The 15,319-nt window shown below is 51.4% G+C and carries 13 protein-coding genes and 1 rRNA gene; 7 read left to right on the forward strand and 7 right to left on the reverse strand.

Going from position 1 to position 15,319, the window contains the following annotated elements; all coding sequences use genetic code 11:
* Positions 1-23: 23 nt before the first annotated feature.
* The 3 genes from pgm to HMPREF1487_RS20685 all read right to left on the reverse strand — a co-directional run bounded on the left by pgm (position 24) and on the right by HMPREF1487_RS20685 (position 2,366).
* Positions 24-1,688: a phosphoglucomutase (alpha-D-glucose-1,6-bisphosphate-dependent) gene (gene pgm / locus HMPREF1487_RS20680; RefSeq protein ID WP_010798680.1), complete on the reverse strand. Its 1,665-nt coding sequence runs from the start codon at positions 1,686-1,688 to the stop codon at positions 24-26.
* Positions 1,689-1,927: 239 nt separating this feature from the next.
* On the reverse strand, positions 1,928-2,074 hold the full coding sequence (locus HMPREF1487_RS27420) for a hypothetical protein (protein WP_010798681.1): 147 nt from the start codon (positions 2,072-2,074) through the stop codon (positions 1,928-1,930).
* Between the two features lie 97 nt (positions 2,075-2,171).
* Positions 2,172-2,366, reverse strand: coding sequence for a hypothetical protein (locus HMPREF1487_RS20685; RefSeq protein WP_010798682.1), 195 nt, complete (start codon positions 2,364-2,366; stop codon positions 2,172-2,174).
* 174 nt (positions 2,367-2,540) lie between these two features.
* On the opposite strand from HMPREF1487_RS20685, the gene HMPREF1487_RS20690 reads away from it, so the two are divergent.
* From HMPREF1487_RS20690 to HMPREF1487_RS20715, 6 genes are all read left to right on the forward strand, one after another.
* A complete protein-coding gene (locus HMPREF1487_RS20690) occupies positions 2,541-2,732 on the forward strand; it encodes a hypothetical protein (protein WP_010798683.1) in 192 nt (63 codons plus the stop codon).
* A 202-nt stretch (positions 2,733-2,934) separates the two neighbouring features.
* Positions 2,935-4,185, forward strand: coding sequence for a M20/M25/M40 family metallo-hydrolase (locus tag HMPREF1487_RS20695; RefSeq protein ID WP_010798684.1), 1,251 nt, complete (start codon positions 2,935-2,937; stop codon positions 4,183-4,185).
* 182 nt (positions 4,186-4,367) lie between these two features.
* The gene (locus HMPREF1487_RS20700; protein WP_010798685.1) at positions 4,368-4,580 is read left to right on the forward strand and encodes a DUF2934 domain-containing protein; all 213 of its coding nucleotides are present in this window, start codon (positions 4,368-4,370) and stop codon (positions 4,578-4,580) included.
* A gap of 522 nt (positions 4,581-5,102) precedes the next feature.
* On the forward strand, positions 5,103-6,566 hold the full coding sequence (locus tag HMPREF1487_RS26930) for a family 43 glycosylhydrolase (RefSeq protein WP_010798686.1): 1,464 nt from the start codon (positions 5,103-5,105) through the stop codon (positions 6,564-6,566).
* A 191-nt stretch (positions 6,567-6,757) separates the two neighbouring features.
* Complete coding sequence (locus tag HMPREF1487_RS20710; RefSeq protein ID WP_010798688.1) at positions 6,758-6,952, forward strand: hypothetical protein; 195 nt, start codon at positions 6,758-6,760, stop codon at positions 6,950-6,952.
* A 1,062-nt stretch (positions 6,953-8,014) separates the two neighbouring features.
* Positions 8,015-8,872 carry a GNAT family N-acetyltransferase gene (locus HMPREF1487_RS20715; protein WP_010798690.1) on the forward strand — a complete coding sequence of 286 codons (858 nt, stop codon included), beginning with the start codon at positions 8,015-8,017 and terminating at the stop codon, positions 8,870-8,872.
* A 54-nt stretch (positions 8,873-8,926) separates the two neighbouring features.
* Here HMPREF1487_RS20715 and HMPREF1487_RS20720 read toward each other — a convergent pair whose 3' ends face one another.
* Positions 8,927-10,033, reverse strand: coding sequence for a pectinesterase family protein (locus HMPREF1487_RS20720; RefSeq protein WP_010798691.1), 1,107 nt, complete (start codon positions 10,031-10,033; stop codon positions 8,927-8,929).
* A gap of 15 nt (positions 10,034-10,048) precedes the next feature.
* Positions 10,049-11,677, reverse strand: coding sequence for an SGNH/GDSL hydrolase family protein (locus HMPREF1487_RS20725; protein ID WP_010798692.1), 1,629 nt, complete (start codon positions 11,675-11,677; stop codon positions 10,049-10,051).
* Between the two features lie 655 nt (positions 11,678-12,332).
* Here HMPREF1487_RS20725 and HMPREF1487_RS20730 point away from each other — a divergent pair.
* Entirely contained in the window at positions 12,333-14,159 is a 1,827-nt protein-coding gene (locus HMPREF1487_RS20730) for a glycosyl hydrolase family 28 protein (RefSeq protein ID WP_010798694.1), read from the forward strand.
* 286 nt (positions 14,160-14,445) lie between these two features.
* Here the strand turns inward: HMPREF1487_RS20730 and HMPREF1487_RS20735 are convergent, their stop codons facing one another.
* Together HMPREF1487_RS20735 and rrf are read right to left on the reverse strand one after the other, a co-directional pair.
* The gene (locus HMPREF1487_RS20735; RefSeq protein WP_010798695.1) at positions 14,446-14,994 is read right to left on the reverse strand and encodes an adenine phosphoribosyltransferase; all 549 of its coding nucleotides are present in this window, start codon (positions 14,992-14,994) and stop codon (positions 14,446-14,448) included.
* Positions 14,995-15,160: 166 nt separating this feature from the next.
* Positions 15,161-15,276 (reverse strand): 5S ribosomal RNA (gene rrf, locus HMPREF1487_RS20740).
* Positions 15,277-15,319 lie beyond the last annotated feature (43 nt).

Genomic DNA, 15,319 nt, shown 5'->3' on the forward strand with positions numbered 1-15,319 from the left:
CTTTTTACCCAAGCAGCCTTTGATCAACCTGCCAAGACGCTATCGACCAGTGCTTTGGCCTCTTCCTGAATGCGCTTGAGGTGCGCTTCACCCTCAAAGCTTTCAGCATAAATTTTGTAAACGTCTTCCGTACCGGAAGGACGTGCAGCAAACCAGCCGTTTTCAGTCACAACTTTGAGGCCGCCGATCGCTGCACCATTACCAGGCGCCTCGGTCAGGATCTGTGTAATCGGCTGACCGGCCAGCTCGCTGGCAGTTACCTGTGAAGCGGAGAGCTTGCCTAGCTTGGCTTTCTGCTCGCGATCAGCTGCAGCATCGATACGCTGATACACCGGCGAACCAAACCGCTCGGTCAGGGCCTGATAACGCTCACCAGGATCCTTGCCGGTAACCGCCGTAATTTCAGCCGCCAGCAGCCCCAGGATGATGCCGTCCTTATCGGTCGACCACGCACCGCCAGTCTTGCGCAGGAACGATGCGCCTGCGGACTCCTCACCACCAAAGCCGAGGCTTCCGTCCATGAGGCCATCCACGAACCACTTGAAGCCCACCGGCACCTCTACGACCTTCCGATCGATACCCTGAGCCACACGGTCGATCATGGAAGACGATACCAGTGTTTTACCAATACCCGCTTGAGCGCTCCACTCGGGACGGTGAGTAAAGAGGTATTCGATCGCTACCGCCAAGTAATGGTTGGGATTGAGCAGCCCGGTCGAACGCGCCACGATGCCATGGCGGTCATGGTCGGTATCACAGGCAAAGGACACATCAAAGCGATCCTTGTTTTCAATCAATCCAGCCATCGCATGAGGGGAGCTGCAGTCCATGCGGATCTTGCCGTCCCAATCCAGGCGCATGAAGCGGAAGGTAGGATCGATACGGGTCGACAGGACCTCAAGCGGCAAACCAAAACGCTCGGCAATGCGCGTCCAGTAGTGCACACCTGCCCCGCCCAGAGGATCCACGCCAAACTTAAGGCCCGAATGCTTGATGGCTTCGATATCGATGACCTGATCAAGGCCACCCACATAGCTTTCGATAAAGTCGAATCGCTGCGTCGTTGGCGCTTTCAACGCACGCGCATAGTCCATGCGCTCCACGCCCTTCAATCCTGCCTTGAGCAGCGCATTCGCACGCTCCTGAATCCACTTGGTTACGTTGGTATCGGCCGGACCACCATTGGTGGGGTTGTATTTGAATCCACCATCGGCAGGCGGATTGTGTGAAGGCGTAATGACAATACCGTCAGCCAGGCCGCTGGTGCGGCCTTTGTTGTATTCGAGAATGGCATTGGAGATGGCGGGCGTTGGCGTATAACCGGGCTCGCCCTGGGTCTCAGCACAGCCTGCATCGATACGGGTCTCAACACCATTGGCCGCCAGCACTTCCAGTGCTGAAACAAAGGCAGGTTCGGACAACGCATGGGTATCCATGCCGACAAAGACCGGACCATTTACGCCCTGCTCTTTTCGGTAATCACAAATAGCCTGGGTAGTTGCCAGGATGTGCCACTCATTGAAGCTGACCTTCAGCGATGAACCGCGATGTCCGGATGTACCAAATGAAACCTGCTGCGCCGGATCATCAGGGTTGGGCCGTTCACTGTAATAGCGCGACACCAGGCGCGGTAGGTTGACCAGGGTATGCTCATCGGGCAGGCGTCCTGCGTTAAGGTCGATGCTCATCTGACGTTCCTTTGATGGATTGAAATTACTGCCTCAAGTAAACCATGCGGCGATTCAAGAAGCATTCGAAAGCGGTATGACACTGGTGGGTGTCATTCATTCGCGCTTCGACCCAAGCACTACCACCCAGGGTTCCCTTTTCGTATCGCTTATGTGCTGCGGTGCTCGGAAATAAGCAGTGAAAACGGCTCGCCAAAAGAAAACCCGGCATTAGCCGGGTTTTCGATAACTGTGTTGCGTTACAGCGGATGATCTACCTCATCATCGCCAAGCGGATTATCAGGAATGATATCGGGACGCAGTGGATCGAATACGTCACTGCCAATGCCCGCATCGTCCGGCACCACAGGATCGGAGCCTTGTGCATCTAAGGGCGCATTGCTCATACAGATCTCCTTCATTCATAGCCAGTAGCACTACACGACTTTGGAGATATAAATCCACCCGTTGTTTATGCCGGTCATCCGAACCTTTTACAGCAGATTAAAGGTGGGTATAGATGTAACGGGCCGTCATCACAAGCGCTGTCACTCCAACCATAATCCCGATGAGACCAGACAATGCCAATGCCGAAAAATGATAGAGATGGCCCGGTGCACTGGCCATGATCAGTATTGCCGAAACACTGATCAACGAAACGATAGGCCCCACTGTCAGATAGCGTTTGAACACTGCCATGAACATGCCTCCCCAAGCAGCTCTGCAGACAGGCATCGTTGATAACACGGAATTATGAAGGCTATAAGTCATCACCAGACGGTTTGCCACTCGCGCCGGTCGTCAAACGACGAAAGGTATAAAGTTTTTCTGATCCCGACCGACAACGCAGCCACATCAGTCAAGTAGATCCCTATGAAAAAGGTCAGCCAAACCTTGCGGACTCAAGCGTCCATCATCGAGGCCTATTGCGTTTTGGAAGAGAAAGCTCGTCAGCATCCCGAGCTACGCGTATTCCTGCCTGAACTGCTTGATCTAAACGAACAGGCCTGCACGCTCATTGAGCGCTATATGGCCAAGGCAGCCGTTAAAGCCGCCACTGAATGAATCCAGCAATCCAACGGATGCGTTTGGGCGCGAGCCTGACATACGTGCTCACTGGCATAGCACAGGACAAAGGCTCACGAATGATGCCATTGAAGGCAAAATCGTAGCGACCTTGAGCCGCCGGTTATGGCTTACACGAATCGAAATGCAGGCTGCCAGGGAGCGTCTATAGTGTCTGGGCACATAACAAAAAGGACGCCTCATGACTGTTATGCTCCGCCGCGCCACGTGCTCTCTTTCATTGGCAATCGCTTTTGCCTTTTCTACCGCTTCCACCGTACAGGCTGAACCTAATCACCCTGTTCAATCCCATGCCGAACAGTACAAGGAAGAAGCACTCAAGCTACTCGAGCAACTGGTAAATATTGATTCGGGCTCGGGTTATGCACCTGGTCTGATACAGGTAGGTCAGATTGCAGCTGATCAGTTGAAACAGCTGGGCGCTACGATCGAGACTGTTCCAAACTCTCCACCTGATAAAAGTCATCATATCGTTGCCACGCTTAAAGGCACAGGCAAGGCCAAAATCTTGCTGATGGCGCATATGGATACCGTTTTCAAAGAGGGCTCAGCCAAGGAGCGGCCTTTCCATATAAAGGATGGGCGAGCCTACGGACCCGGCGTGATGGACGATAAGGGCGGAATCGTAGCGGGCATCTATGCGCTCAAAATATTGAAAGACCTCAACTTCAAGGATTACGCTCAAATTACCTTTTTGCTCGATGCCAGCGAGGAAACCGGTTCCGATGCTGCTACTCAGCTGATTCAACGGGTGGCCAGGGAGCATGACGTTACCCTCAATCTAGAGCCAGGCCGGCCTGCCGATGGCCTCGTGGCTTGGCGAAAAGGAAGCGCGACCGCAACCGTTGACGTTACCGGTAAGGCCGCTCATGCGGGCGTAGCGCCGGAGCTCGGCCGAAACGCTGCCATGGAAATCTCGCATCAGGTCCTCCAGCTTGGCAAACTGGGCGATGTCGAGAAGAAAACTACGGTCAATTTTACTGTAATCGACGCTGGCGATCGCACGAATGTCATACCTGACAGCGCAACTGCCAAGGCAGACGTCCGTGTAGCAGTTCCTGAGGAGTTTGATCGGGTCGAGCAAGACATGGCGCGCGTCTCTGCCAACAAGCTGATCCAAGAGACCGACGTGAAAACTCATCTGCATCGGGGCTTGCCGCCTATGCCTCAAACCGCCGAAACGGATAGGCTCGTGTCGATGGCTCAAAACATCTACGGTGAAATTGGCCGCAAGCTTACGATTGAGGGCAGCGGTGGCGCAGCTGACGCCAGCCTTGCTGCGGGTGTGGGCGTACCAACGCTGGATGGCTTTGGCATCGTAGGCGGCAATATCCATACGCCAGAAGAGTACGCCGAGGTGGAAAGCGTCGCGCCGAGACTTTATCTACTGGCAAGGATGATCATGGAGCTGGCGCAGCGTGATAAAGGTTAAGTCTCTCAATGAAAAGGACTTTTCATCGGACGTATATAGCACGTGAGGAACGATAAGGAAGACTGGGCATCCCTTCTTATAGTCCTGTTGCAATCATGCAGGTAGATATTCAAGGCCTACGGCCTCCAAGTCAAAAAGCTCGGCGCCAGACTGCTGAGCCACATCCGATAGGAGGATGAGCGATGGATGATCTGGAACAACGCATACGTCAACGCGCCTACGAAATCTGGGAAGCCGCAGGTCGTCCGGATGGACAGGGATTTGAGCACTGGTTTCAAGCCCAGAGAGAAGTCGACTACGACACCGCAGGGGACCCGCTGTCGGGCGGAATAGAAACCAGCGTGGCGCAGCCCATGCCCAAGCCAAAGCGAAGCCGTACCAAGAAGACAGCCTGACCACAGGTCTTTGCCACTACGTAAAACGGCCAATCCTATTGGCCGTTTTATTTTAGTCGGCCTGAAATGCCTAGAGCGCTATCCACCCTACTCTGATTGGCGTTAGCCGAAAACATGCTCTGTAAGAGTGACTTCGATGAAGTAGCCTTCAGCCTGATCGCGTCATTACGTCATTAATAAAGCGGTACACCTCTTTGATTCCGCAAAGGCCGCCTCGCCTGATCAACCAAGCTGCCAAACCGCTTATTCATCATAACATTAGCTCGCCACCACTAGACGTATGAGCGATGTAGGCTATAAATAATCGGGCGATCCCGGTAATAGTCATACCATTATCATGGCTTGCGCTTGAGCTATCTCTGCTGTCGGGCTTGGCGACCCTGCCTTATGAGGTCACCCGTCTTGCAGGGTTCGGCTTGAGGAGCTGCAGTTATGGGCCGTTTTCTTCAGCCTCTAAATCTGTGGCTCACACTGCTCGATAACAACCTGTGTTCTTGCTAATAACAACAACGGAGAAACACCATGGTTCTAGAACTGTGTGCTCAGGTAAGGCGTCTCAAGCGCAACCTTACCAATGCCGCCTGGTTTTCCCTCGCGGTCGCTGTAACAGTATTGATCAACCCGGCCTCCTCTCTGGCGGCAACCCAGTACGACAATCCCATCATTACGCAACGAGCCGATCCGTCTGTTTATAAACATACCGACGGGTATTACTACATGACTTATAGCGTACCGGAGTACAACCGGATCGCACTCAGGCGCGCCAGGACCATTGCCGGTCTTGCAAAGGCCCAGGAACAGGTCATCTGGACCAAGCACGACAGTGGTGAGATGAGTACCCACGTCTGGGCACCCTGGATCGATTACAACAACGGTTCCTGGTACGTCTATTTCGCTGCCGCTCAGGAGGGCACCCCGTTCAATCACCGCATTTATGCACTGTCCAACAATGCAGCCAATCCGGTAACAGGCTCAGGCTGGATCGAGCGTGGTCAGATCAAGACAAACTGGGAGTCATTCAGTATCGATACGACTACCTTTGTGCATGCAGGCAAACGTTACATCGTCTGGGCCCAGAAAGACCCGAACATCGAAGGTAACAGCAATCTCTACATTGCCGAGCTGGATGGCCCGTTGGCTATTAAAGGCAAACAGGTAATGCTATCGCAACCTGAATACGACTGGGAGAAGGTAGGTTTCTGGGTCAACGAAGCGCCTGCCGTCATGGAACATAATGGCAAGGTGTTCATTGCCTATTCGGGCAGTGCTACCGATGCGAACTACAACATGGGCCTGCTTTCCGCACCAGCCACGGCGGATCTACTCGATCCTAGCGTATGGACCAAATCACCTGTTCCTGTCTTCAAGAGTAGCGAGCGTAACGGGATCTACGGCACAGGTAGCAATACCTTCACAACCGACCGAGATGGCACCATCCTTCACATCTATAATGCTCGCAACTACAAGAGCATCGTAGGCGATCCGCTGTACGATCCCAACAGGGCCATTTATGTGCAACCGCTCAGCTGGGATTCAAACGGCAATCCAGTCTTTGGTGTTCCAACAGGCGCAGACAAGCCAGTGACGCTGATCAACCAAAACAGCAGCAAGTGCCTCAATGTGAAAGATGCCAGTCTCGATGCAGGCGTACGGGTCGAACAGGCCTCGTGTGATCAGACGAATGCCCAACGCTGGCACATGATCAATCTGAAAAATGGCTTCTATGAGGTATTGAGTGTCAACAGCGGCAAAGTGTTGACTGCGCAGGAGGCATTCAAGGATTCGCCGATCTCACAGGAGACATGGCAAAACCTTCATACCCAGCAATGGCAGATGTTGCCTGGTGCATCAACCTGGTTCCGCTTGGTCAACCGGTCGAGCGGCAAGGTGCTGAATGTACCCGGATGCAAAGTTGGCGATGGCGTTGACGTCGATCAGAGCCAGTGGATGAAGAACGGCTGCCAGCACTGGTCAGCTGTACCCTGAGCAGAACTTTTCAAGGCATAGACATGGACGTCTTGCCCTATAGCCTGCTTCTTTCCTGGTTAGCAGATACGCTGACCACATGCGTGTTCATGCTTTCGCTACTGTTATACGCCGACCGTTAGTCAGTTTTCATTCAAGGTCTTGTCCGTTTACACCGATAACGAGAAGAGACCAGATGAAGGAGACTGAACATGGCAATCCCGATAACCGGAGCCAGCCCAACAGAAGTCATTGAGCGCGCCCGGCAACTGGGCCTCAGCAAATGGCCAATCCGCGCCGGCCGCACAAAAGAAGGCCACTGGGTACATCATTACTCCATCACCTCCGACGAGCTGATTGCCTATATAGACAGTTTGCTTGTCAGACAATGGAAGAAAAATACATAACTATAAAGGCTTAAACTACATTGTTTCGTACAGCCTTGTTCTAAATATTTAAATTAATTTTAAATAAGTTAACAGTGTGTTTTAAAAAAACCAAGCCGCCTCAAATAGGCTTACACCCTTATTAATTAGCCTTTGAAAGGTTATTCACGCTCTCTGGCAGCCTCTTAAACGCACCAACAGTTCGCAATCAGCAAAAATATATTGTTTACCAATAGATCACAGGCAATCCTACTTATTGCTTATCAAGCTAAACATAGCTGTATTGTTTATCTAAAAAGCAGCCTACGATAATCCGCCGATCGTCTTATATGGCTTTCCCGATCCTCCTGACTTTTGGGGCATCGGTATTACCCTCTATGGCTCCCAGGGGCATCTGGCCGGACTCATGCTTGGGCGCAACAAGGAGATAGCACTGCGCCTGCAGGTCTACAGTCATTACCGGCATGCTCAACAAGGAATTGGCTGCTACTATCTTCGTGAATGGTCGCGTGACTTCCCGCCGTTCCGAGGGTCAGCTACGTGCGCTCGCCGTTACGAGCAGAGAACAGCTGCAGGCTTGGCCTTAAATCAAGATCTTTACTGATCCAGCTAAATTATCAGCTTCAACTACACGCTCATTGCTGGCCCAAATTTACAGGGTGCAGCAATTTCCATATTACATTGACCTACAAAAGCGTCAATTGCTGGCACAGGTTTATCTGGAACTTCGCCAAAGTGATAAAAAATATAAAGTAAGTCGCATAGAACGGAATACTTAATTAGGCTGCGAACCTTTAAAAGCATTACCTATTAATTAATGATTTGTCTGATTAGTTCATAATCACTCTGGCGAGACCACTGCTTTTCTGAAACGCGAACATTGATACGGCCATTCAATTTCGGGTCAATTTTGACAGGATCTTTCAATACCCTTTTGAACGAACCACATCGGTTATCCAGATATATCTGGAGATAAGCCTCTATCTCACCCTATTTAGCATTTCGTCATTGGATAGGCATCGGCTGTAGACTGGTACAGTGACCAATGTCTATTACTGACCGAGCCGGAGAACTTTATAGCCCATGTCGATTGCTGAGGTTCCGATTCGATTTCGCCCAATGGTAACGGAAGACCTGATACATGCCCATGAATTGTCACGTGCCGTAGGCTGGCCCCATCGCCTGCAGGACTGGCAATGGATACACCACGTCAGCCAGGGAATAGTGGCAGAAGACGCACATGGCATATTGGGTACGGCGCTCTGCTGCCTTCAAGGCGATTACGTCAGCCTAGGTCTGGTCATCGTTGATGTGCGGCGACAAGGCCAAGGACTGGGCCGTAAATTGGTCGACCAGGTATTGAACCATACAAGCCCACGCACTCCTCTCCTGGTTGCAACACCACAAGGAGCGCCCCTTTATTCCAGCCAGGGCTTTATTACCTACGAACATATTCATCAACACCAAACCGCGAGCGCACCAGCCCTCCCTCATCATGAGCTACCAGTCGGGCATACGCTGCACGAGATAACATCACAACATTTTCCTCAACTCATTGAATTAGCTTCCAGCGCAACCGGAATGAACCGTGGCCTAGTGCTTGCGGCTTTATTAAAGATCAGTCAGTACGTAATAGGTATTGAGCGGGATAGGCAGCAGGTCGGCTTTGCATTATTACGCCCGTTTGGGCGCGGTCTAGCTATTGGGCCGGTGGTGGCAGAGTCCGCCGAGCAGGCGAAAGTGTTGATTGTTGCCCTACTGTCTCGAGTAGCCGGACAGTTCGTTCGGCTGGACGTCACACACAGCAGTGGGTTAAGCAACTGGTTGACCGATATCGGGATTCCTCAAACGGATAAAGTTGCACAAATGGTCAAGGGTAGTCCCCCCATACCATTGGGCAATGCACTACAAATGGCACTGGCCAATCAAGCCTTGTGCTAACTCCGTTAGCGTCCTGCCTGATCGCATCAGGGGTGATCAGGCAGATTAGCGCTATCAGTCCTTGAACCTTTCAGGTTTCCAATCCGGGAAGATAAGGTCCAAGGTAAACGTCCTCAACTGCTCAGTTGTAAGCTGTCGTCGCTGTGGGTCCCATAATGCAGCCCCTGGACCATAGTTGCGCCCCTCGAAGAAGCGAGAGTCCTGCGGATAGAACCAGATGGTGTTGCCATCCTTGTCCTTGCCCGACATCTTGTCCCAGCCGTAGATGTGATCATCCATATAAGACTTGATAAAGACTGACTGACCGATTGCATTCGGGTCAGCGTAACGGCCATCCTCAAAGGTCGTAGTAGGATGCCAGGGACGTCCCAATGCGAAACTGCGAGCAGGCACCCCCATCTCTTTCACAATACGACTTTGCAGGAAGATCAGCCCGTAGGGAGACTTGATATCGGTACTAGGCGCGGTGAGATAGCCATAAGGCGGTGCTATATCGGTACGGCGTCGAGCAACGATGTCGCAGTGATCGAACACACTGATCCCTGATCCGAAAATGAAATCAACATGCCCTGTGATCTTGCTTTGAGTGAAATAGCTGCGGCTACCGGTTTTGCTATAAAACGTATCCTGATATCCCTCCAGTCTCACATTGTGAAAACGCGCGCGATCACTGTTACTGTCCAGCAGCAGCGCCACCGCCTGGGTATCCTTTACCTTGGTAGGATCAGTAGCCAGCTTGGCCGCATTGGCCGGAAAGTCGAAACTGTTTCGAATGGTCAGATTGCGCGCTGTAAAATCAGGCGCGTTCACACTCACGGTGCTGCTGCCTGACGTACCATATTTCTGTCTCTTCTCATCGAGCATGCCCGCGTACACACCGGCACTGATGATGGTCTTGTCCCGCTGCTCGCCTATCAAGGTGATATTAGGGCGAGTGATGCTCAAGCGCTCCTCATAGGTTCCTTTTTTCAGGAAAATGACATAGGGCGACTGGTCTGATGGGGCCGCCTTGATGGCCGCATTAATGGATGTGAATGTGTTGGGTTGCGCCGTTGGTGACACCACCGCCTGGTACTGCACTGCCAATGCCGTCTGGCTGATACATACAAGGCTGACAGTGCCCAAGAGCATGGTGCTGCGTAATAGGGAAGGCATGGACATTGTTGTTATTCCTTCTTATTTGAGTTTTGCAGCCAGCTCAACCAGTGCCGGTTGCTGCGCGATGCCTTCGGCTACTATACCGGCAACCGCCTCGGCGCCCTTCTGCTGGAAGTGGGTACGATCAGGATTATCCAACGTTCCGGAAGTCTGGGTTTTGTAATAGGGATAGCGTGGGTCGTTGGGATCAACCGCAAGCCAATAGGACTTCCAGTCGTCTCGGTGCTGATTGACGAAGTCGATAGTCTTCCGCTCGAGGTCAATGAATGGAATTCGATTGTCCGCAGCCGTTTTGCGAATGGTGGCCGCGTAATCACCTACATAGGCATAGCCGTTTTCGCTGTTCTGCTTGGTCCAGTGGGAACTGCCAACCGGTGTAGTATCACCATTTTCGAAAGCGGGTTTACGCTCTGCAGTCATCACCCGTGTGGTAGGCGTCATAATGATGGGTCTGGCTCCTTGCCGACGCGCCAATGCAATGTAGCGCTCCAAGGAGTTCTGGAATGACAGCTGCGGTTGGCCTTCAGGATATTGCTTGTTGCCATTACTGTCATTGGGATAGGTACACAGGTTTTTCACATCTGCCGCACCACGCACCGGTTTGGCGCTATTACAGTTTTGGTCGTTGTGCCCATGGGCGATGAATACATAGTCACCTGCCTTCATGAAGCGCGCCATCTGTTGATACCAACCCTCGTTATAGAAATCGCGACTCGATCGCCCTGCCCGCGCTCCGTTGAGTACGGCAACACCGCTATCGTTCCGAAAGCGTTCCTGGAAGACCTGCCCCCATCCCATCCTGGGTAGTCGGCTTTCCTCATAGGTTGCTGCGGTGGAATCACTCACAATCAGGATGCGCACCTTAGCGCTCTTGATAGCCTCCAGCTCACCCTTTGCACGCAGGTAGTCGAAGCGCTCATAGCTGCTGGTGTCATGCGTCGTGCTGACATCGCTGAAGCCTAGAATAGGGCGAAAGCGAATATCAGTCAGAATGGTTCCGCTCGCCTCGCCGCTGTCATTGTGATAACCCCGGTTGTGATTAATCACCTGGAGCAACGCCTCAGCTCCTTTTCCGTCGTCACGCAGGGGGGTGGTAATAGGGTTGTACCGATCTACATGGCTAACGCCTGCTTGAGTCAGTGCTTGCGAAAGGCCTGCCCTCATCGCATTAAGCGGAGCAGTTAGAAACTCCTCGCGCATTTGCCCCGCATTACCACTTTCCACCCACTGTTGAGGACCGATGTACCCAAGCTTCTGGGCGATTTCGGAAACAATCCGATCTGTAAGTGGTGTGATATTGACCGTTGTATTTCCATTACGTGGGAGCGCTGTCACTACCGAGGCCATACAACGCGTTCGAGGTTTATCGTTGTAGCGGCAATTTTGCGTAATGTGTCCGTCGCGCGGTGTAAGATCGGTAGCGGATACCAGTAACGGCGGCGTCAGTGTTGAGGCTTCCAGGCGCCAATGCCCCTTGCGGTCCGTCAGAGCAGTCTTTTGCTTTCCCCACTTATCAATCACTGTGACCTTGGCATTGGTCAAAGGCGCATCGGCCATGACCACTCCATTCAAGAACGTTGCTCCCTGAGCGAATCCTGCACCAGCTAGCAGCAAACACCCCATCAGAGCCGAGCCTTTCATACGCATGCGAATACTCCTCAGTAACTCGACAGCATCCAGAGCTGTACAAGCGAACCGTTGTAAATTCAGTACCGTTAAATGCTCCGAGAGCACGCGCCTATGAGCTGAAGGCGTTAACCTGCTTGACGGAAGAAAAAACAGCCATGTGCCGGGTGACCAAGTAGTAATGCATTGCTGAAACTAGAGAGCGGGTAAGAAGAATCATGCTAGTCCTTTGTTGTTGTTAAGACTTGTTTACTAGCTGGTCTGTTTGCCCACCAGCCAAGTATCAACACTACCAGCTATGCAGGAGTCTAAATAATTAACTAGATTAACTATTAAAGAAGGCCTGAAGATTTACTTTCATCAAACAGTCTTCATCTGTAAGTCGTCATACAACAAGATCAGTATTTTTTGGCAACGCCATTTTGTCAAGGGATTCCACCCACTCCTTTTGAGAATAACCATCGAAGTCGAGGGTTATAGTGGCGCTTTAGCCTCAGATAGCCTTATAGCAGCTAAAGGTCATAAAATTGGCTGTCTGTACTTAGCTGCTCAGGAAGCCGCTCGTTCACAAACCGAGGGAATAGCTTCTTAGCTGTTGTCATACCACACAAATAAATTATGATGGGCTCAAGGTGGCGCTCTAAACCCTCTCGTTCATAACAATAAGGATAAATCTATGAGCATCGACCCCCCTGCAGGCTTGTCACGCTCAGTGAAAAAACAGATTCTGACCATAACAGCGTTAACCTTGGGGTTAACCGTTACCGCGTTACCCTGCTTCGCACTTGATGCGCCGGTTAACGTACAGGTTCCTACACTAGCCTACGATGAGAGCCAGATTGTTCTGGTGTGGGAAAAGCCTGCAAATCCGCAGGATATCCGTGACTATAACGTCTACCTGAACGGCAAATTTCTTGGCAGCGCCACCGCCAATAACAATCGCGTCTCACCTGCCAAGCCTTACATTAATCGTTTTTATGAAGAAGACACAGACGGCTTCCACCACCGTATTACCATCCACAGCTTCACGGCAACGGGCCTGAAGGCAGACACTGAATACCGTTTCACGGTGCGTGCTGTAGATGCTTATGGCAATGAATCCGCTGACAGCAGAGCAGTAGTCCAGCGTACCAGCCGTCTACCCAAAGTGTTCAATGTCGTTCGATACGGCGCTAAAGGAGATGGCAAGACTGTTAACACACATGCCATCCAAGCCGCTATTGATGCTTGCACACCTGGATGCAAGGTACTCATTCCTGCCGGGACGTTCAAGACTGGTGCACTTTACCTGAAGAGCAACATGACGCTCGAAATTGGACGTGGCGCAACGCTTCTCGGCTCAGAGCGCGGGGAGGACTATCCAGCGAAGGGATATATTCAGTACCCCTACTCCACCACCATCCGTCCCGCCTCCCTTATCAACGCGCTACCCCGCGACCCCTACACAGAAGAGCATTTCGAAAACATCCGTATCGTAGGTAAAGGGATTATCAACGGCAATGGCTGGAAGCGTCTGGAAGACGACACTGATGAGCTGGGACGAGCCTTACCAGTTTACGTCGCAAGCAACAACACACGCTATATGCAAGACGGCATTCTTGCCAAGGACCAAGTCCAGAGAGCAGTGGCGTCGGGTATGAACGTCAAGGATGCGTACGGCCAAATGCGGTCATCGCTAATCACGCTGCGCAATGTTCGTAACGTATTCTATGGTGACTTTACTGTACTCAATTCAGCCTACCACGGCATCATGAACTTAGAGACGGAAAATGTGGTGATGGCCAACACGACACACAAGACATACGATGCCAATAACGGTGATGGTATTGAATTTGCCAACAGCCGAGGTGCCATGGTTTTCAATAACTTTTTCGAGACGGGTGATGACTGCGTCAACTTCGCAGCAGGGACTGGGGCTGATGCCATTAAACAGAAGCCACAGGAAAATGTCTGGGTCTTCAATAACTACTTTCGTCACGGCCACGGCATGATCGTTGCTGGCAGCCACACCGGGGCATGGATACAGAATATCCTGGCCGAGGATAATGTCTCAGACGGGACCGATGTCGGGCTGCGCATGAAAAGTACCAACTTCATGGGCGGCGGCGTCAGAAATGTCATCTTTCGCGACTCCGCCATTCGTAATAGCGCCAAGCAAGGCTTTATATTCACCTTGGACTATAACGATCCTAACGCCATCCTGGACTACAAGCGCTCGGATATCTCCGGCAAATTTCAGGATATTAAGGTCAGCAACGTTACCGTGGAGAATCCTGTCTCTGCAGCCTTGGAGATCAAGGGCGACAGCGCGCATGATGCTTTCCATGAACGCTTCGAATTTGCCAAGGTAAGTTTCAAAGGAACAGCACCTGCCACTATCAATGGTCTTCGAAACTCGAGCTTTAGAGATATTACCTTTGAAGGAACCGCAAAAAACCCTTGGTCGATTACGAACAGTGCAGACCTAAGCTTTACGCACGTGGTACCACAACCGCTTCAATAATGAACACTCCGGCGCTCTCGTGAGCGCTGGAGCCACAATTTGCCGTTGGATAATGGTAATCATGTTTGGCAGCAGACATCATTTGGTTGATTAGATTGTTGCCAAACTGCTCAAAGAAGACGAAGTAAGAGAGGATACTACCCTAACGTATTCGATACCTTAACGCACCAGTGTCTTTCTTACTTGATTCAAGCAATAAAGACAGGACTGGGAAGCCTGCGTTTAGTGTATTGCCTGCTCCCTGCAAAATACATTTCATAAAAAAGCCCGCTAAAGCGGGCTCTTTTTAGCGCTCAGAAAGAGCAAATTCAGTAAGGCTAAACGTCGGAATGCCTGCTTCCTGTAAACGCTTAGAGCCTTGCAATTCTGGCAAATCTACAATAGCAGCTGCTTCAAACACATTAGCCCCCATGCGGCGAATCAGGTTTGCCGCAGCAACAAGAGTCCCACCTGTTGCAATAAGGTCATCTACCAGCAGTACAGTGTCTCCTTGCGACAAGCTGTCTTTATGAACCTCAATGACGGAATCACCGTATTCAGTTGTATAGGTCTCGGTAAGCAACTCGGCAGGAAGCTTTCCTTTTTTACGGAAAAGAATTAATGGCTTATTCAGTGCGTAAGCCAATATGGGACCAATCAAGAAGCCCCTGGCATCCAACGCTCCCACATGCGTGAACTCAGCCTCAACATAGCGCTGAATCAAACTGTCCACAGTCATTCTTAAGGCACGTGGCGATTGAAACAACGGGGTAATATCCCGAAAAATCACACCCGGCTTAGGAAAATCAGGTACAGCACGGATATAAGATTTCAGGTTAGAGGCATCGCAGCTCATAACAACACTCAGGTACAAAATTGGCGAAAAGACAGTATAACTGGACTAGGCTGGTTTGCCGAATAGAGATGCGTCGCTAGATAAACTGTTCCAGCTCCACAAACCTATTTTATCTGCACAAAGCAAAACCCCCGGGCGGTTAGGCCTGGGGGTTTTGGGTATAGGTGCTTGACGATGACCTACTCTCACATGGGGAAACCCCACACTACCATCGGCGATGCATCGTTTCACTTCTGAGTTCGGAAAGGGATCAGGTGGTTCCAACGCTCTATGGTCGTCAAGCAATTCGGGTGGGGAACCGGTGTCTAGTCGTTTCCCCGAATGG

It is taken from the genome of Pseudomonas sp. HPB0071, assembly GCF_000478505.2.
GTDB lineage: Bacteria > Pseudomonadota > Gammaproteobacteria > Pseudomonadales > Pseudomonadaceae > Chryseomonas > Chryseomonas luteola.